General features: G+C 55.2%; 16 protein-coding genes. 6 read left to right on the top strand and 10 right to left on the bottom strand.

From position 1 onward, the window contains the following. Positions 1–444: 444 nt before the first annotated feature. A complete protein-coding gene (locus tag AAFG16_RS38095) occupies positions 445–1,182 on the top strand; it encodes a hypothetical protein (protein WP_342733654.1) in 738 nt (245 codons plus the stop codon). 17 nt (positions 1,183–1,199) lie between these two features. Then, positions 1,200–2,456: an O-antigen ligase family protein gene (locus tag AAFG16_RS38090; RefSeq protein ID WP_342733652.1), complete on the top strand. Its 1,257-nt coding sequence runs from the start codon at positions 1,200–1,202 to the stop codon at positions 2,454–2,456. On the opposite strand, the gene AAFG16_RS38085 is transcribed toward AAFG16_RS38090, so the two are convergent. Beyond that, positions 2,445–3,320 (bottom strand): glycosyltransferase, encoded by an 876-nt coding sequence (locus tag AAFG16_RS38085; protein ID WP_342733650.1) that lies wholly within the window; start codon positions 3,318–3,320, stop codon positions 2,445–2,447. The two genes, AAFG16_RS38090 and AAFG16_RS38085, sit on opposite strands and share 12 nt — an antisense overlap. 235 nt (positions 3,321–3,555) lie before the next feature. Here AAFG16_RS38085 and AAFG16_RS38080 point away from each other — a divergent pair, with 235 nt between their 5' ends. Continuing rightward, positions 3,556–4,473: a hypothetical protein gene (locus AAFG16_RS38080; protein ID WP_342733648.1), complete on the top strand. Its 918-nt coding sequence runs from the start codon at positions 3,556–3,558 to the stop codon at positions 4,471–4,473. A 96-nt stretch (positions 4,474–4,569) separates the two neighbouring features. Continuing rightward, a complete protein-coding gene (locus AAFG16_RS38075; protein WP_342733646.1) occupies positions 4,570–5,361 on the top strand; it encodes an FkbM family methyltransferase in 792 nt (263 codons plus the stop codon). On the opposite strand, the gene AAFG16_RS38070 is transcribed toward AAFG16_RS38075, so the two are convergent. From AAFG16_RS38070 to AAFG16_RS38045, 6 genes are all read right to left on the bottom strand, one after another. Then, positions 5,327–6,688 carry a glycosyltransferase family 4 protein gene (locus AAFG16_RS38070; protein ID WP_342733644.1) on the bottom strand — a complete coding sequence of 454 codons (1,362 nt, stop codon included), beginning with the start codon at positions 6,686–6,688 and terminating at the stop codon, positions 5,327–5,329. The genes AAFG16_RS38075 and AAFG16_RS38070 overlap by 35 nt on opposite strands. A gap of 17 nt (positions 6,689–6,705) precedes the next feature. Further along, positions 6,706–7,641 (bottom strand): glycosyltransferase, encoded by a 936-nt coding sequence (locus AAFG16_RS38065; protein ID WP_342733642.1) that lies wholly within the window; start codon positions 7,639–7,641, stop codon positions 6,706–6,708. A 27-nt stretch (positions 7,642–7,668) separates the two neighbouring features. Beyond that, a complete protein-coding gene (locus AAFG16_RS38060; RefSeq protein ID WP_342733640.1) occupies positions 7,669–8,481 on the bottom strand; it encodes a WecB/TagA/CpsF family glycosyltransferase in 813 nt (270 codons plus the stop codon). 63 nt (positions 8,482–8,544) lie between these two features. Next, on the bottom strand, positions 8,545–9,528 hold the full coding sequence (locus tag AAFG16_RS38055; protein ID WP_342733638.1) for an NAD-dependent epimerase/dehydratase family protein: 984 nt from the start codon (positions 9,526–9,528) through the stop codon (positions 8,545–8,547). A gap of 393 nt (positions 9,529–9,921) precedes the next feature. Then, the gene (locus AAFG16_RS38050; protein ID WP_342733636.1) at positions 9,922–11,349 is read right to left on the bottom strand and encodes a flippase; all 1,428 of its coding nucleotides are present in this window, start codon (positions 11,347–11,349) and stop codon (positions 9,922–9,924) included. 90 nt (positions 11,350–11,439) lie between these two features. Further along, on the bottom strand, positions 11,440–12,183 hold the full coding sequence (locus tag AAFG16_RS38045) for an FkbM family methyltransferase (protein ID WP_342733634.1): 744 nt from the start codon (positions 12,181–12,183) through the stop codon (positions 11,440–11,442). Between the two features lie 356 nt (positions 12,184–12,539). Here AAFG16_RS38045 and AAFG16_RS38040 point away from each other — a divergent pair, with 356 nt between their 5' ends. Both AAFG16_RS38040 and AAFG16_RS38035 read left to right on the top strand, forming a co-directional pair. Then, the gene (locus AAFG16_RS38040; RefSeq protein WP_342733632.1) at positions 12,540–13,553 is read left to right on the top strand and encodes a glycosyltransferase; all 1,014 of its coding nucleotides are present in this window, start codon (positions 12,540–12,542) and stop codon (positions 13,551–13,553) included. A 398-nt stretch (positions 13,554–13,951) separates the two neighbouring features. Then, complete coding sequence (locus AAFG16_RS38035) at positions 13,952–14,128, top strand: hypothetical protein (protein WP_342733630.1); 177 nt, start codon at positions 13,952–13,954, stop codon at positions 14,126–14,128. Between the two features lie 185 nt (positions 14,129–14,313). Here AAFG16_RS38035 and AAFG16_RS38030 read toward each other — a convergent pair whose 3' ends face one another. From AAFG16_RS38030 to AAFG16_RS38020, 3 genes are all read right to left on the bottom strand, one after another. After that, positions 14,314–15,468: an acyltransferase gene (locus tag AAFG16_RS38030; RefSeq protein ID WP_342733628.1), complete on the bottom strand. Its 1,155-nt coding sequence runs from the start codon at positions 15,466–15,468 to the stop codon at positions 14,314–14,316. Between the two features lie 395 nt (positions 15,469–15,863). Beyond that, positions 15,864–16,229 (bottom strand): hypothetical protein, encoded by a 366-nt coding sequence (locus tag AAFG16_RS38025; RefSeq protein ID WP_342733626.1) that lies wholly within the window; start codon positions 16,227–16,229, stop codon positions 15,864–15,866. A 651-nt stretch (positions 16,230–16,880) separates the two neighbouring features. Next, positions 16,881–17,672, bottom strand: a complete 792-nt coding sequence (locus AAFG16_RS38020) for a radical SAM protein (RefSeq protein WP_342733624.1) — start codon at positions 17,670–17,672, stop codon at positions 16,881–16,883. Between the last annotated feature and the right edge of the window lie 194 nt (positions 17,673–17,866).

Raw genomic sequence — 17,866 nt, 5'->3', positions numbered from 1 at the left:
ATTCGGGGCCGAGACAATCCACGCGGCGTCTGGGTAGCGGACGAGCTCAGGACAAGAGACGTCTTGATACCTCGTTTTCCAGAAGGCGTGGTGCCCGCCAAGGGTTCCGACGGCCATTGCGAAGTCCTGGATGAAGCTACTGGAACCATACATTCGTTCTACCGCCTTATGTACGATGCGGAGAGCGCGGCGTGGCGAGCCGGCAAATACACCTGTACGAGCGTTAATGGCACAGGTTGGGGCTCGCCTGAGCGTCCGGATGGTCCTAGGGCGTCAGGTACCCCGTCCACCAGCGGAATGCTGCGCGCTCATGAGGTCGGTGTCGACGTAGTACCTCACGCGTTGGCCGTAGTGGCTCATGCCAACGTCTTCAGGTCCGGCCCTGTGTTTCCGTCGACGCTGGAAGATCGCAATGGATATCAGCGTTATTCGGGAGAATTTCCCATGGGCACCCTCTTTTTGTTGCCGCCGGATTTCGACCCGGAGCAATTGGTATGGCCCAATGCGCGGGCGATCGCGCGAACTCTGAAGATTTTCGGCGCGAGGCTGATAGACCAGACGGTGGGAACGTTCGGCTTCGCTGGTGAAATTGGAGGCGAGTGGTCCCAGTACGTGAGCAAAGGCGGTATCTGGCACACGTCTTGGGCGGAAGATTTGACTAAGATCCGAGACAGCTTACGCCCAGTTAAGTCTGTCGGACGATGGCTGGATGCCGAGGGCAAAGAGTTCTCCCCACAACCGTGGGAGCGAATGAATCTCTTGTCGATGAGGGGGCCGTGGGCAAGGGATGGAAGTTCAGGGCGCGGTGAAGGCGGCTATGAGACAACATCTGGCTTGTTCTTGTTTTCCGAGCTTTCGAGCCCCCTTGTTTACCGGGCCACGCTGCGCCTGCGAGATGAGCGAGCGAAAGAGCCATGGTTTCAGTGGATGAGTGGGACTTGGTATCAGAACCCTGTGCCGGAAGCCCTCTATCAAGTCAGGGTTGAGGGGTACGGGGGAGGCAGCGCTGGCATTGAAATCCGATCGACGGCGACAGGCCAAATCCTGTTTTCGGCGCTCGACATGAAAGTGGGTGATGAGGTGAAGGTGCGTTGGCCCATTGATGCGTCGACAACCTCTGTGATCGTTCGCGGACGGCCCGGACCGCCAGCGGGCATCAAGCTGGTGCTTGAGATGGCCTAGTTACACAGGGACAGTTGATGACGCGGATATTGCGCTATTCACTCTTATTTCTTTTGTTGGTTAGGACGCCGGCGGATGGCCTCATACTTGAGTCTCGTGTCGAAGGAGGGGGGCTTTCTCCTGGAGCGATCTTGAACGTAGCGGCAATCTGCCTAGCGCTTCTTAGTCTTCTACTTCGTCCGCAAACAAGCGCCAAAATTCCATTCCTCGTGTGGGGACCGTATCTTGCGATTTCCGGCATATCATTGACTTATGCGACCGATGCTTTTGGTGCTGTTCGCTTCTTTCTCAGCATGGTTTCTTATCCGGCAATCTTCACTGCGTCCCTCTTGTTGCTCAGGAGCGAGCGGGATGTCGTCTTGCTCTTCAAGTGCGTTATCCTGTCCTCTATCATCCCATCCGCCGTGGCCTTCTATCAAGTTGCCACCGAAGGTTTTTCAGATCGCATACAGGGGACGCTAGGTCATCCGAACATCTTTGCGTTCTATATACTCAGCGTCCTCATCGCGATTCTTTACTATTGGCACGCGAAGCGCCCGAGCTTGCTGAAAAGGTATGTCTTAGGGGCATACAGCGTGCTGCAGCTCGCCCTGTTGCTTTTCACTCAGACTCGAAATGCGTGGGGTGCAGCGGCCATTGTGGCCATGATTTACGCAATCGTCGTCAACCGGAAACTCCTCTTGGCCCTGCCGGCAATCCCAATGCTGCTACTGGTGCCGCCGATTGCTGACCGCATCACAAACGTGGAAGCCACGCAAAACGTTACCTTTGATGAGGTCGAGCGTGGGTTGGTTGTGGTCAACTCATATGTTTGGCGGCAAAAGCTTTGGGGCGCAGCGCTCGAGCATTCAGCAAATGATCGTCTAATGGGGAAAGGGTTCAATTCGTTTCACGACAATTCAGCGGCATTTTTTCCATTGGGCGCCACGGAGGCTCATAGCGGCTACGTTCAGGCGATTTATGAAATTGGCCTGATTGGGCTTTTAACGTACGCTTGGTTATACGTGAGCGTAGGTATTTTGATTCTCCATCGAAGAGAAAACTACACCAAGCAGGGCTGGGTGATCTGCTGTTTGGTGGCTGCGAATCTCGTCGTGAATTATGCTGATAACATCCCTTACTATCTGGCTTATAATTGGTACATCTGGAGTATGTTCGGCGCAGATCTCGCATTGAGATATAGTCGGATGCGTGCGAGCAGCTCTCAAGCCGATCAGCCTGAAGGCGCGTTTTTGGCATCTCCCTCAGGAAAGGCTAGCGCCTCACGCTGTTAGATGCTTCTTGAGACTGTTTCTCAGCGCTGCTCTCAAGAGCTTCGCCAGCAAATACGGAGGCGCTTTTAGTTCCAGCATTCTGCGCCAATCTGAGACCGATGGAATGGTGCCGTAGAACGACGAGAACAACTGAAGGAATAGCTCGGAGTGACGCTCTGACGGCTGGTCTGACGCCTTCTCTATGATCTGTTCAAACGCACGGATGTGTTTTGCTTTATTCGAGGAGATTCTCGCTCGATTGGCTTCAATATGACAAATGTAGCTGGCTTCACCTGCTAGGCGACGGGCTGCTCCGTAACGCTTCACCAGCCTCATGAACAATTCGAGATCCTCCCAGGCGGGAAGGGATTCGTCGAACCCTCCAACGGACAATAGCCGCTTCGTCGGGCAAAAAATTTGGTTGCCTATGAAGTTGTGGCGGAAAAGATCAATATAGCTCACCTCCGATTTTCGGTCGATCGTAGTAAACGCGCGCGTCCCGTCGCTCATGATGCTGTCGGTGAACAAGCAAGAGATGTGGTCGTGCGCAGGGGCCAGCTCGCTCCACTCGGCTAGTAGCGCCTCGACCCGACCAGGCTTAAATTCATCATCGTCGTCTAGCCCGGTGGCGAGTTCTCCCGTCGCTCGTTTTAATGCGATATTGCGGGCGGCGGCGGCACCCGCTGGCTCATCGGAATGAACGACCACCAGACGCGGTTCAGTGAGGACGATCTGGTCGAGGTAGTCCCTTGTCGAATCCGTGGATGCATCGTTGACGACAATGATTTCGAGGTCACGAAATGTTTGCGCGCGCACTGAATTCAGCGCTCGTTCGAGAAGCTTCTGCCGATTATGCGTCGGTATGTATATACTTACTTTCGACATCGGCCTAAAAAGAATTCGGAAATCCAGGTTCGCCTAAAGCTTGTCAATACCTAGATGAGTTTTAGAGTTGTAGGATTATGCTTCACTATCAAACTTCTTCCAACGCGAGTAGCTATATTTTGCAATGGGTGTGCCGGGGCTGGCTTTTGCCATTCTCACGGACGACCTGGCCATAGATCAACTAAAGCTTATTGCGACAGGTCAGGAAACGATCTTCGAGTAGGGAACGCCGTATATGGACAAGGCCGACGTCGGAGTCATCACGATTGCTATCGGACATGAGCGATATTTGAGACAAGCTGAGATTCTGGCTTCTTCGCTTCGACGAAATATGCCGAACCTGCCATTTGCGATCGTGACGGATAGTCAAAGGTTCGAAGCGACTGCGGAATTCGTCATTCCTCCCCTGGCGGACGTGCCCGTTGGTGTCGTTCAGAAGGTGCATCTAGACCGATATACGCCATTCAAGCAGACGCTTTTCATTGATTCAGATTGCATCGTAACGAGGCCGTTTTGGGAGGAGCTTGAGCAGATTCGTCGTTTCGAATTCACCCCGGCCCTCGAACGGTGGACGCCCGCAGATGGCCATGATGAATATTTGGAGGATCTGTCGGCGACCCTGAAAATGATAGGCGGATCGAAGTTTCCGAAGTTCAACGGAGGCATCTATTTCTTTCGCAATGGTCACTTGTCGAACGACATTTTTGAAGGCGCGAGGGAAATCCATCGCGACTATCGCGACTACGGGATTAAGGCCTTCGATAATTCCGGACCGGGTGAGGAAACCGTCTTGGCGCTCGCACTCGCGAAGCTCGGCGTAGATGATTTGTATAGCGACGAAGGACGCCTTATGCGGACGCCAACCGGGTTGAAAGGGAAGATCGCGATAAATCCTCTGGGCGGCGGATGCACCTTTGAGCGATACGACGGGCTGGTGTCGCCGGCCATTTGTCATTTTGCAGGACCTTACCTGTTTAGTCCTGAGTATCGACTGGCGGCTTATTCGCTCGCGAGCAATGTTCCTCCGGATCAGATCGGACCTAGGATTCAGGCGGCGGCACATGTCGCTGCTGCCCTCGAAAGAACGCAAAAGTTCGTCAGGGATAAGGTTCGCGGTGCAAAGAAGCGGATGGGCTACAACACGGTCCGGTGAGTCTTACCTCCTAAGGGAACTCGGCCCCTCGGTGTTGGCCATGGTGCATTCCATGATTCGTAGTGCTGCGCTCGACCTCTTGAGAGGAGTTTCGCCATGCGTTCGCGACTGCATGAGAACCTGCTGGATCTGATGGCTTTTGGTCCGCGCTTCTTGGGCCGTCATGTGCCGCGTATCACTGGCGCCGACACCGCGTCCGTTTCACTAGAATCGTTTGGTCGCCTTCACATGAGAGCCGGAGAAAGCGACGTTGCGGCGGTTCGCCAGGTGTTCCGGGACAAGGGGTATGACATTGGCTTCAATTGGCCGACCGGGCGAGCCATTCTCAACAGATACAACGAGATTCTGGGCAGTGGAAAGATACCCGTAATCGTTGATGCTGGAGCAAATATCGGGGCTGCGACGGTGTTCTTCAGCTCGCAATTTCCCAACGCTCATGTCGTGGCGGTTGAACCCGAGCCCGGTAACTTCGCAGTCTTGCTGAAGAACGTAGAGAAAAACAAAAACATTACCGCGCTACGCGCCGCGATTGGATCAACGGAGGGTTTTGTCTCCGTGAAGAATGACGGGCTTGGGTGGGCTGCTCGGACGGAGCGTGCGGCATCAGGGGTGCCGGTTGTCACAATGCGGGGAGCATTCGGGTCGGTCCCAAATGGGATCCCCTTTATCGCGAAAATCGACATCGAGGGATTTGAAGCCGATTTGTTCGCGAACAATGTCGAATGGCTCGACGACACCTACGTCGTCTACATCGAACCGCACGATTGGATGCTCCCCGGACAGCGCACGAGTCGTACCTTCCAAAGAGAAATGGCCAAGAGGGACTTCGAGATCCTCATTCGCGGTGAAAATCTCACCTATGTGAAATGCGCGCTGTCTGTGACGTAGGCGCAACTGTTTGAAACAGGTCAGCGAGTAGCTTACCCTGAATACGAAGATCGTGACGTGCAAGGGCTCGTTCTCGGCCACGCCTGCCCATTGAGAGCAAGGTCTCTGGCGACGTTTCCAGACATTTTCGGATCGCAGTCTTCATCTCAGCCTTCGATCCTGCCGGGAACAGCCATCCTGTTCCCCCATCAATAACCAACTCGGGAATTCCGGCCACGAAGGTGCTCAAGACGGGCTTTGCAAGAACCATGGCCTCCATGAGAACCACAGGCAGGCCTTCCGCGAAGCTGGGCAGAATGAGGGCGCGGGCATTCAAGATCTCTTGCTTGACCTCGGCGGCTGTGGCCCACCCGGTGATGCGAACGTGGTCGGCAAAGCCGTTCTCCGAAATGAGGCGCTCGATAGGCTCTCGGAACTCGCCGTCTCCAACAAGCACCAGGCGAACACCAATTCCTTCCTTGACGAGCTCCGCGATGGTCTCGACCAGGAGCAGTTGCCCCTTCTGTTCGCAGAGGCGACCGACGCACACGAGCGTGTTGGATATCGGTGCTTCGCCTGCGTCGAGCGCGCCGAATTCTTGATCGATCCCGCAATGAACCACGTGGATCTTCGGCCAGGCGCGAAAGTTCGTAACGCGATACAGCTGGCTTCGACAAAAGGACGAAATGGCGACGACGAACGCGGCACGCTCGATCTTCCTGGCCAGATGCAGTGAGTGTAACTTGTCGAATTCTTCGGGGCCGTGGACGGTGAAGCTGTATGTCACGCCCGCGAGAATTGAAGTGAGGGCCGCCACTTCGGTTGAGTTCGTCCCAAAGTGGGCGTGCAAGTGAGGAACAGCGCGCCCTTCGATCTGGCCGGCTATCCAGCACGCCTCCGCAAGATAGAAAAGGTGCCATATGGCTGGCCGGTCGGACCCGCGCATCATCCTCACAGCCGTCACCGTAGCAGCCCAGAAGCGTCCAGGATGGGAAATTGCTTGAACGATGGATGCAAGCAACAGTCGCACAATTCCTTGCTTCAAGACGAAGATTGTTTTTGCCGCCTCGCTAACGTCGGCGGGGTCAACGAGCGGAGCGTCCCAGCCGCGAACGGAAATGCGGAGAACCCGCAGTCCGAGGCGTTCCAGTTCCAGTATCTCGCGTCTGATGAAGCTATGGCTGACCTTGGGGTAGTGATTGACGATGTAGGCAACGTCGAAATGTGAATCGGGCGTGATATTCGGCAAGTCTTTGCGAGCATGCGGCTGGCCGGCGAGCTGGCCATCGCCCGCTATGTTGCCATGATGATGCACAGCGCGGCTGTCGATCTCGGATATGTCGTCCACGTGGTCTCCCGCAGCAACTAGCGAGTGTGCAAGCTGATTTGTGAACGCAGCCGGATCCGTCCCCGCCGAATGAGTTGGACGATCTGGTCTACGGTGGCCGTCCCGAATATGCTGCGGGCGAGGAAGATGAGACATCTCGCAAGCGGCGTACCGGACCGATAGGCCTGCAGGAGTGTCCTGCTGTTTCTGATCGGGTGGGTGAAAAAGGATTTCTCGGCGACCGAGTAAGCTGCAAATCCGAGATACGAGCGGGTTGAGCACGAGCGCTCCGCGAAATCGAGGATCGGGCGGAGGCGGTCGAAACCCTGCTGTTTGGATAGTCTCGAACTTTGACGATAGTCGCGATACTCCGAGAGAACGTCGGGATCGACGGCGAAATTCCGCGACTCAAGCCAGCATTCGATCACGAACTTCGTGTCCTCATGCCTTGTGCATCGCTCGTCAAATCTCACTCTCCGGGCCAGGAGCCGGTCGACGATAACGGTGTTCGTTTGCACGAAATGTCCGTGGATCAGAATATAGTCGTCGAGCCGCTCGCCGGGGGCGGGAAGCCGGCGGGGTGAAACCATCGCGCTCGCATCGGGGCCGATGAGGCGGTTTTGGCGATGAAAAACGATCTCGGGTGGAGCCTCGCAGGAGGCGATGCATCGCTCCAGGCTCTCGAGGCGATTTGGCAGGTAAATGTCATCCGAATCGAGAAATGAGACAAATTGACCTTGCGCCAGATCGATCCCGACGTTTCTCGATGCTGACACGCCGAGGTTTGACGTATTTCGGTGATATCTGATCCGAGGGTCCGCAAAAGCGTTACAGAGTTCTTGAAGCGGCGGCGTCGAGCCATCGTCGACGACGACGACTTCAAAATCGGGATTGCTCTGGCTCAAGCACGATTCGATCGCCGCTTGCAGCTCATGTCCCCGATTGAGGCATGGAATGATGATGCTGAAGCGCAAGGAGCACCTATCTGTCCGCAAGCATGGTCACAGACCTCGCTCGAACGAGCGCCTGGTGAACTCGGCCGTCGATTTGATGACGAATATCGGCGCAAGGACCAGATAGCGGCGCCACAATCGCCTTGGCTCCTTGCACAATCGATAGAACCACTCGAGGCCGTTGTTTTTCATCCAGTTGGGAGCGCGAGGTATGCTTCCGGCGTGGAAGTCGAAAGCGGCGCCGACCCCGAGGAATACCCCTTGGGGAACGAGCTCGGTCGCCTTTCCGATCCAGTATTCCTGCTTGGGCGTCGAGATTCCGACCCAGACGAAGTCGGCTCCGCTGTCGCGGATGGCTTCCAGGTCCCGCAGGCTTGGTCCTTCGAAGCGGAAATTCGCGTCGACGTTCAACATCGGAGGGCAGCAGATTCCAGCGATCTTGAGCCCGGGATACCGCTCCGACAGCTTTTCGGCCATCCGTTGGGCTACCTGCGGTCTGCCCCCGTAAAAATAGTGGCTTTGACCGGTGACAAGCGAGAGCTTGCACATCTCATCGACCAGGTCGGCGCCGGGAACGCGATTGATGTCCTTGGCTCGGCCGTAAATCCGGCACGTCCACACCAATGGCAGCCCATCGGCAACCACCAGGCTCGCCTTCTCGTGAAGAGCCAAGAGGTGCGGCTCTCCGGCGACGAGGGCAACAGAGGGAGTGTCGCGCACGAAGACGGCGTACGAGCGCGTCTTGGCTCTCGCCCAACCGGAGATCTGCCGGGACGCTCGCGAGAGATCGGTCAGGCTGATGGGAACGCCCAATATTCTGGTTTGACCGATTTGCCCCGCGGGGGAATTCGCATCAGACAACGGTCGCCCTCTCGTCAGGTTCCGCGCGAGCTATCGTAATCATGCCGCGGCCCGCGTTTGAGCTCAGCCTGCAGGACGTTGATTGTTTCTCACCTGCCGTTCCACCCAGTCATAGGTCTTCTCGAGACCTGCGCGGAGCGACGCCGACGGCCTCCAGCCGAGCTTGCTTTGGATCAGGCGGTTGTCGGAATTGCGGCCGCGCACGCCCAGGGGCCCGGGAATATGCTTTTTGGCGAGCTTCTTGCCCGCGATGTCAGCGACGATGTCGACGAGCTGATTGATCGTCACCATCTCGTCGGATCCGACATTCACCGGCCCCTGGAAGTCGGACCTGGTGAGGCGGATCGTGCCTTCCAGACATTCGTCGATGTAGAGGAACGAGCGGGTCTGAGTTCCGTCGCCCCAAATTTCAACCTCTGATCCGCTGACTGCCTGCGCGACCTTGCGGCAGACTGCAGCGGGAGCCTTCTCCTTGCCGCCGGTCCAGGTCCCCTCCGGGCCGAAGATGTTGTGATAGCGGGCCACGCGATTTCGCATTGCGTAGTTGCGATTGTAGGCGAGGTACAACCGCTCGGAAAAGAGCTTCTCCCAGCCATACTCGCTGTCAGGCGCCGCGGGGTACGCCGAATCCTCGGCGCAATTCGGATTGTCCGGGTCCTTCTGATTGTATTCGGGATACATGCAGGCCGACGAAGAGTAGAAGAGGCCGGCGACATTTCGCTTCTGGCAGGCGTCCAGGACGTTCAGGTTGATTGTCGCGGAGTTATGCATGACATCGGCGTCGTGCTCTCCCGTAAAGATGTACCCGGCCCCACCCATGTCCGCAGCGAGCTGATACACTTCGTCGAAGCGTCGATCGATGATCTGGCGGCAGAAGCTTTGATCGCGGAGGTCGCCGATCGCGAAATCGTCCGCTTCGGTTTCAGCAAACAGCGGATACTTCAAATCTACGCCGCGTACCCAAAAGCCCTCTCGTTTGAGGCGTTTGACTAGATGGCTTCCGATAAAACCGCCCGCACCACAGACCAGAGCAGATTTTGTAACCATTATTGGACCTTTCTTAACTCGCTTTTGCTGCATAGCACAATTATAAGGGCAATCAAATAGGGCCAGGTAATAAGGAACCCCGATGCGGCACATCCGATACGACTTATCGCCGGATAGGAGGGGTGTTGTCGTTGTGGCCGCCAATTAATCTTAACTCCTCGGCTACCCCTGCAGCTCCGAGGCGCTCTTCAAGTCTTCTACGATTGCGCTCAATGCAGCGATTGAAGCGCAAATGAAGTCAACCCTAAACAGCACTCGATCGCAGCAATGCAGTCTCCACCTGGCACTTCGCGCACGGTACTCGTGGTTCTCCAGCCCCATTGGCCGTAGTCCACGACTCCGCGGCACGGCGGGGCGAATCTTTCAAACTGCTTCTAAGAGGTGCCTATTCGTCTAGTGAGTGGCGCGACCGGGAAGAAGTAGATGCAGCGCCTGCCTTGCATATGGGGTTGTGAGCAGCAGAGAACCGACTGCAACTACCGAACAAGTCAAAGCCAATGAGAGCGCGACCAAGGTCGTAGGCTGCGCCCAGAGGGCGCCTAGCCAAGCGACAGCCATGAGTGCACCGCTAGGCAACAATCCGAGTGCCGTTGCCCGACCGAAGGAAGTTACGCCAAAAAGCAAGGCTGCATCGATCGACACGCGTATGACCCACGCGAATGCGGCTCCCTGCAATCCGAAGAAATGAAGCAGGACAAAAAGAATAAGCACGAAAGGCACAAGCTCTATCACGTGAAAGCGTGCGGTTATGTCGACGCGCCCTTGTGCCTGAAGAAGGCAAGAAGGAATATAGGCGAGTCCGTTGATCCAAATGCCGAATAGAATCGTGCGAGCGACGTTGCTGGCGGCGTGCGCAAACTCTGGGCTAATCCAAAGGGAGAGACCGAAATCGGCGAGCAGAATAGCCGGCGCGCATATCAGAGCCATGATGCCGCCGACCGCTACGAGCGAGCGATTAGCCATTTCCTGAGCTTCGGCACCGCTTAGACTCGAGAGGCGGGGGAATAATGCCTGTGTAACCGCCCCCGGCAATATCGTAGCTTTCTGCGCGAAATTGAATGGAATGGAATACCGTGCCACCGCTCCACTCCCGAGAACGTAAGCAATCATGAATTGATCAAGACTAACCAATATAGGACCGACGACATTTGTGACAGTTAGCCAGGCGCCGTATTTGATCAATTCCTTCGCCTCTGCGGGGGCAAACGATGCGCGGCCCGGGTGCTTCGTACGAGCCACTGTTAGGAATAGCGCGAAAACCCAAAGAGAGCGCGCCACCAGACATCCAAGCATCGCGACGCTTAGGCTGATATGAACTAGATAGATGAACCCGAGTGGCAATAGTTGCATCGCCACCGCGCCAAAAGACTGGATGCCGTTCAAAGCGTAGAATCTCTCCTCCGCCTGGAGCCTGCCAACAAAAGTGTTGCCCACCAAGGTGATGGGCAACAGTAGGGCAGCCAGCGGAAGCGCATGGAGGATCTCAATGTGAAAGGATTCAGATCCCTTGACGATAAACGTCAGTGTGAGATGTGACACAATTGCGAAGGAAAACGCGCCAATCAATCCTAGAGCTAAATTCATCAGCAAGGAGGTCTTGAAAATTATTTCGCGGCGCTCAGGTTCACCTTCTCCGATCTTCGCCAATCTGTTTGCTGTGGAGCGCGACAAGCCGAAATCAAAGAGCCCAAAATAGCCGAAGAGAACCCATATTAGCGACAGAATACCGTAACGCTCCTCGCCCAGGGCTCGCAAGTAGGGCGGGACCGTAACCAGAGCAGCAATCAATGGTAAGGCTACGCCCCAAAGATTGTGAAACACGTTCAATCGGAGACGGGATCGAGCCATAGTCAAAACTGCCATTTTCTGAGGCGGCACTCGGCCACAAGGGGAATCACCTGACCGAAACGATCAGATGCCGAGCACTCCCACGAGCACCTTGATATCATTTTTGGCACAAGCTTCTAAGTACCGCGGCTCGGCCCAGCCGAGATCTTCGACCTGATATCCTCGTGCTTCAAGAAGGCGCCGTACCTCGTCAGTCGGAGCTCCAAGAAATCCGTGCGTTTCGACCGCGATTACGCGTGGCTGAATGGTCATTTCTCGTAAGATCAACATCTCCGCGCCTTCACAATCGAGCTCTAAGAAATCGCATGGAGGCAACTCATTTGCACGAATTACCGCCGTGGCTAAGGAGCTTTCCGCTCCGTAAACGCTTATAGCTTTACCGACAACTGCATGATGTGCCTTGATCCGGTCGGAGACTTGGTTCAGCCGAGCTACGCGGATCAACTTTTCCAAGCCTTCCGAGTTTCCTTCGAAGCACTCCACATGCCCTATCTCCGACTTCATGGCCGCGACAACGCAGGTGACACCCATCCCAACGCCAACTATGACGATGTCGTCGCCGGTCCGGACGTGGGCCCTCAAAGCTGAAACAAGCGCTTGTTCGTAGCCTGGCTCATCCCTGTGAGCATGTGCGACCTGGAACAGTTCATCGCCCAATTTGCGACGCTCGACGGGGACCCCGGCGTAGCAATAATGACCGTGGTTTGGCAGAATCGGTCGAATTGTTCGGTAGCAATAAGAAAGCAAACGCAAGGAGGCTTCAGAAAAGCCACCTTCTCTATATGCTGTAAGCAGCTTCGCAATCATGTATTCGCTCCGATCAACGAGGTGCATAGTCGCTTAACGCTCGAATAAGGGCAAGTCATAAGGACCTGCAAAGATTTGCGCCATCCGCGCCTGATGCAAACTTCATCGCTGAAGCCCGTGGTTAACCGATTGCGGACTCGCGTCCAAGGATAAGGCTGCGAATAGATAACTCATGCAGAGTCCGGCGGTTTAAACTGGTTTGCCCGTCCGCGCCATGCTATGGTTGGTAAACACATATCCGTTAATCTATCGGCTTCAATTTGCTCTGACTGAGGCTGCTCAAGCGATTTGGGTCAGAAGAGCCAAATAGGCTGTACTGCGTCTTGGTCTCAGCGAGACCATGTATGAGAATTGACATGACTACGATCTCGATCGCGATGGCGACATACAACGGCGAACGCTTTATTCGCGAGCAATTAGCAAGCCTAAAATCCCAGACAGTCCTGCCGAGCGAATTGATCGTCACCGATGACGGATCGACCGATCGCACCTTAGATCTGATAAGCGAATTTGCCGCAACGGCCCCGTTTCCTGTTCGTGTGTGGAAGAACGACGAGAAGTTTGGCTATAAGGCCAATTTTATGAAATGCGCCAGTCTTTGCTCCGGTGATTTGATCGCTTTTGCGGATCAGGACGATGTTTGGCTTCCAGGAAAGCTTGAGGCTCAACGCAAGATCTTCGAAGATCCCGCCGTTCTTCTTTCAAGCCACGACGTGATGCTGTTGAGCGAGGACGGCAGCGAATTGGGAGATAGATGGCAGATGCTCCCTCGTGCCGGAAGCTATACGTTTGATCAGATGCGTCCTTCGGCCTTGAGCCTCGGCTTCACTCAGATGTTCCGCAAAGAATTGTTGCAGTTCAGTGATCATTGGAGAAATCCGTCTGTCGACGCCAAAACGTTGATGGCGCATGACGAGTATTATTTCCTGATTGCCTGTGTCATCGGGTGCGTCTTCTATGAAAGTAATGTCTATGCTCACTACAGGCAGCACTCGAGTAACGTGACGGGCCGCAAAAAGAAGGAGTCGATGATCAAGGCCTTGAGCAACAGAATCAACTTGGGGCGTGAGGAATACGAGCGCTACGTTCGGTACTCGCTGGAGCGGGTGCGTGTCCTGTCGAGCCTCCAGGCCGATCCGAAGGTTACGGAGCAGCAAAGAAAAAAGATCGATACGGCTGCCCAGAGTTACGCGCGCTTTTCAAGTCTGCATGCTCTCCGCTCGAAGCTCTATGGTGGGCAGCATGTTGGAGATCGAGCAGCGGCGCTGCTGGAACTTTGCCAATCGGGAGGCTATCGGCTGCGTCCTAATCCGTGGCATCTAACGCTTGGAGGGTTCGCCAAAGACTTCCTGGCGGTGTTCTATCGTTGAAGAATTGTGGCACAACGCGAGGCCTGCCGTGGCGGCGCGTTTGATCTCGCGGGAATAATTTTGAAAAGCGGCGCGATGCAGATATGGCCGCTCGATCGACATAAACAACGTCGCGCCGCTCAAACAGATTGGCCAAAGCAAGCCCGCCCAGTGAGCAAGAAAGAGATCATTGAGGGAACGCGAAGCCACGAGCATGCGGTCGCTATAACTGCATATCCACGTGAGCTATTTCGGTTGAAATCGAGCCGCCGTTGAGGCCACGATCGTGGCGCGAGTTCACGATCATTTCACCGCTGACACGCAATTTGTCGATCGCGCTTTGAAGAAGGTCATAATGACGACGCCAGTTTGGGATTGGTTGAGAGCGAACGATTTCTCCAGCTCCGCCGGAAGATCAGATGGCGATGTTGTCTCCTCCAAACGAAATCGCGCCTGACGCATTGGTGGAACCGCTGCGCGGAGTTTGGCCCGAACGTTTGATCGCGCTCGCCTACGGCTCGACGGTCTCGCTCGCCATGCTCGGCTGCGTTCTGGGTTCGGCTCTCTGCAGTGGGATCGGCTGGGTTTTGTCCTGATCCATCGCCAGCCGATGGGGTTCCCTGCAGAAATCGGGCTGATGCGTTCAGCGCCGCGGCATGGCGTTAAAGACACGGCGCTGCCCTTCTCGGTCATTCCACTCGGTTCCGTCGTTGAGTCCGAGAGCCACGGAACGTGACCCCATCAGCGCTTCGTCGCTCCGCGATGTCTTTGCTCTGTCAGCCTACCGTTTCAGCTTCAGGGTGGGCCTCTCAATCCCGTGCCAAGACGCTGTGGCAAACGCAAACGTCAGTCCGCCGGCCAGAAGGGCGAACCAGCTCTCGTGCCCCCGGAACTGCGGCATCGCTGAGATCAAGGCCTGTGAGATCGGGAATCCGTATAGATAGACGCCGTAGGAGTAATCTCCGCTTTGGATGAGTGGGATCTTGGGCAGATCGACTGTCCCGATGAAGATCGTTGCATACGTCAGAAAGAACGGAGCAATGAAGACACCCTTAGGAAACGCGAGCGCAAGAAGGGCGAATGCGCTTGCGCCGAAAAAATAGCTCCAGCGGCGGACGATTCGATCCTGCAGATGGAAGAACAGCGTGCCGACGAGAAAATAGTAGACGACCACGGGCGTGCCGTAGAGGCTTCTAACGGTCACGCCGAAATTGCCGAGAAAGCTTGCCGCCACCGCCGTGATCGTCAAGGTCGCTATCGCTGCGAGGTAGAACTGTCGCTTGAAGAACAGGCCGGTGACAATCAGCAGGGCAGTGACGAGATAGCAATAGAATTCGGCCGGCAACGTCCATAGATTTGCATTCACCATCCGCGGAACAGGATTTGTTTCGAATACTCCTGGCAAGAGCATGTAGACGAAGCCGAAGATGTTGCCGAAATACCGAACGAATTTTGGATCAGTAAAATATTCCAATAACGAATAGCTGGTGAGCAGGGGCCCCAGCACCAATGCGGACAGCGTCACTTCGGTCATGAGCGCGGGAAAGATCCGCAAAATACGAAAGGCCATGAACGGTTTGAGCGCGCGGACCCGAAACGCTGATCCGGCTACGAGGAAGCCGCTCAAAGCGAAGAACATCGGCACGAGCGCAAGATGATATGACCGTTTGAATGAACCCCAGATGCTCGTGTCGAAGGCGGCGCCCCGTGCTGCATCCATGGCCATCCCCGTCTGAGCAAGGGCGGCAGCGACCATATCGGGGCCAGTCGAGGAGCCGGCGATATACTTCGCATGGCCGTAGAATATCGCGACTGCCAATCCGACGCGAAGAAGATCGAAGCCGGGGCCTACACCTTTGTAGCGATCAAGAACCGACTTAAAGGTCGGCGGTGACGCATGGGCCATGGTCGCATTGTCGTGTTCGCTTTGTGGCATGGTATCTGTCTTGCAAGGAAATTTTAGTGTCCGGAGTATCGGAGATCGAAGCGCGCTAACTTCGTCCTGGGCGAGGGTCATCGCCGATCATTGGGCCCGCTATCTCGCCACTAAGTGCGAACAACGAGTGCTGCTCGTCTCGGACGCCCAAAGATAAACCCACGCTCCCAATCGACGTGTGTCGAATCCGTGAGCTCAACTCGGCAATGCTGGATCGGTTCTCTATCCAAATGCTGCGAGACAGCTCGTCTACGAGGAGGAGCTTGGAGGGCGCGCACGAGACCTGGGCGAAGCCCAAATTCCAGAAAGGAGGCATAAAAAAAGACCTTGTTACTACTTAGAATTGGAAAAATCTTTCAGAGCCCGACCGAGCGTTAAAGCTACTAGCCCGGGCTCTAGGCGCAGCATTGAAGAAGCGCCGTTGTTGCGATTTTATTGGTGTTCCCACTGATGGCACCGTGGAATGTTTTGCGCAGATCGCGAATTGCGAGTAGCGCTATACACCCAGTGCTCAAGCGGATTATTGCCGAGCCACGGCACGTGGTCAGCGCGGCGAGTTCGTCCGGTTGCTGTTCAGATTGGAGTTCGCCGAGGCGGCAGGGGGCGCGCCTTGGCCGATCGGATTTCGAAACGGATTGTTGCTTGGCCGCGTGGCAACGTGTTCTGGAATGCGTGGTATAAGTCTTCGGTCCGTAGACGTTCTGCTGGGTCCCCTGCGCAACAAAAACTATCGACACGATCAACAACGGTGCAGTGCGCATCAGTGCCTCCACGTGGCTCACAGGCGGTGCCTACCGTTCCAGGTAGGCTCGGAACCGACAGTTGGGAAGGCTTAAGCTTCCGAAAAAGTTGGCACGGTCCTTTGCCAAAACGTAACCGATTGGCGCGCCGCCGGCGCGCTATCCGATTTAATTCACGCCTAAGAGCCGCTCATCGGGTGTGTCTTCTATGAAACCAACGTCTATGCTCTTACAGGCAGCACTCGAGCAACGTAACGGGCCGCAAGAAGAAGGCGTCCATCATTAAGGCTTTGAGCAGCAGAAATCAGCTTGGGACGTGAGGATTACGAGCGCTACCTTCGGTACTCGCTGGAACGAGTACGGGTCCTGTCGAGCTTTCAGGGCGATCCGAAGATTACGGAGCAGCAAAGAAATAGGATCGATGCGGCGGCGCAGAGTTGCGCACGCTTTTCGACTCTGCATGCTCTTCGTTCGAAGCTCTATGGTGGGCAGCATGTCAGAGATCGAGCCGCGGCCCTGCTTGAACTTTGCCAATCAGGAGGCTACAGGCTGCGGCCCAATCCGTGGCATCTAACGCTCGGAAGGTTTCGCCAAAGACTTCTTGGCGGTGTTCTATCGTTGAAGAATAACGAGGCAACCTGCGTAACCTGCGGAGCAATCTTCTTCAATTGCCTAGCTGGACCGGTTGAATCGGCTACGAATTTTTGACAATAACCCGATATATTTTGAATCTGTCTTCTGCAGCTGAGCCAAAGGAGCAGATAGCCAATCCGCATCGCCCCTTCCGAGTTGGCAAGTTGAACATAACGAGATCGATTGGAACGTAAAATTACCCGCCAACACATCTTCGATCGTCCGTCCAACCTTGCCTTCAATATCGTAGCAACAGGCAGCGACTCGACCGTCCCAGGTGACAGCAAACATATCGTTTGTTTCATAGTCGCAAGGCGATTTTACTGGAAGCGACATCGGTGGGACGAGCTTACCTAGATCGACCTGACCGGCCCAGTCATGCAGTTGCGATCGCTTAGGCTGCCAGGTTTCAACAATCTCAATGATGTCACCGACGTGTTTTCGAAGCGAGGCCGCAGATCGTTCGTGGGCTGAAACGATGACATATCGAAGACCTGCGTCCGCTAGAGACCTCCATAGTTCACGCGAGAACATCTGCCGATCGAAGTCTAGTCCATTGGAAGAGAAAGATACCTCTATATTCCTCGCGACCGCGTGCTTGATAAAGTCAGACAGCCCGGGATTGAGAAGGGGTTCTCCAAAGTGATTCAACCAAACAAATTGCTTTCCTCCGATTTGCGGATTTTCCGATCGACAGACCAACTCAATACATTTTTTGAAGGTATCGAACGTCATATTTCCTTTTGGGCGGGCTTGCGAAGGGTGCGGACAATAACTGCAAGTAAGCGAGCAGAGGTTTGAAACCTCGATCTGCATGACTTTGTAACCCAAAAGATCCTCCTCATTCTCCAGCCGCCGAGCAGGCGATCCACAAAACCGACACTTGATGTGCAGCTCTTAGAGGGTCTAATTTCAAGCCCATGATACAAGATATTCTGAAAACTTGCACGCAAGCATGCGGTTGGAGGTTCATCCGGAGTCTTCTGCCGAATCGCATTGTTCGTGGAATGCGAACCCTGGTGGGC

This window comes from Bradyrhizobium sp. B117 (assembly GCF_038969555.1).
GTDB lineage: Bacteria > Pseudomonadota > Alphaproteobacteria > Rhizobiales > Xanthobacteraceae > Bradyrhizobium.
This window is presented reverse-complemented; position numbering and strand designations above follow the sequence as displayed.

Bases quoted from the DNA above. Each gene is read 5' to 3' on its own strand.
- AAFG16_RS38045 (WP_342733634.1), bottom strand. From the start codon at position 12,183: ATGATTGCGAAGCTGCTTACAGCATATAGAGAAGGTGGCTTTTCTGAA.
- AAFG16_RS38075 (WP_342733646.1), top strand. From the start codon at position 4,570: ATGCGTTCGCGACTGCATGAGAACCTGCTGGATCTGATGGCTTTTGGT.
- AAFG16_RS38025 (WP_342733626.1), bottom strand. From the start codon at position 16,229: ATGCGCACTGCACCGTTGTTGATCGTGTCGATAGTTTTTGTTGCGCAG.
- AAFG16_RS38030 (WP_342733628.1), bottom strand. From the start codon at position 15,468: ATGCCACAAAGCGAACACGACAATGCGACCATGGCCCATGCGTCACCG.
- AAFG16_RS38095 (WP_342733654.1), top strand. From the start codon at position 445: ATGGGCACCCTCTTTTTGTTGCCGCCGGATTTCGACCCGGAGCAATTG.
- AAFG16_RS38040 (WP_342733632.1), top strand. From the start codon at position 12,540: ATGACTACGATCTCGATCGCGATGGCGACATACAACGGCGAACGCTTT.
- AAFG16_RS38090 (WP_342733652.1), top strand. From the start codon at position 1,200: ATGACGCGGATATTGCGCTATTCACTCTTATTTCTTTTGTTGGTTAGG.
- AAFG16_RS38035 (WP_342733630.1), top strand. From the start codon at position 13,952: ATGGCGATGTTGTCTCCTCCAAACGAAATCGCGCCTGACGCATTGGTG.
- AAFG16_RS38080 (WP_342733648.1), top strand. From the start codon at position 3,556: ATGGACAAGGCCGACGTCGGAGTCATCACGATTGCTATCGGACATGAG.
- AAFG16_RS38055 (WP_342733638.1), bottom strand. From the start codon at position 9,528: ATGGTTACAAAATCTGCTCTGGTCTGTGGTGCGGGCGGTTTTATCGGA.
- AAFG16_RS38085 (WP_342733650.1), bottom strand. From the start codon at position 3,320: ATGTCGAAAGTAAGTATATACATACCGACGCATAATCGGCAGAAGCTT.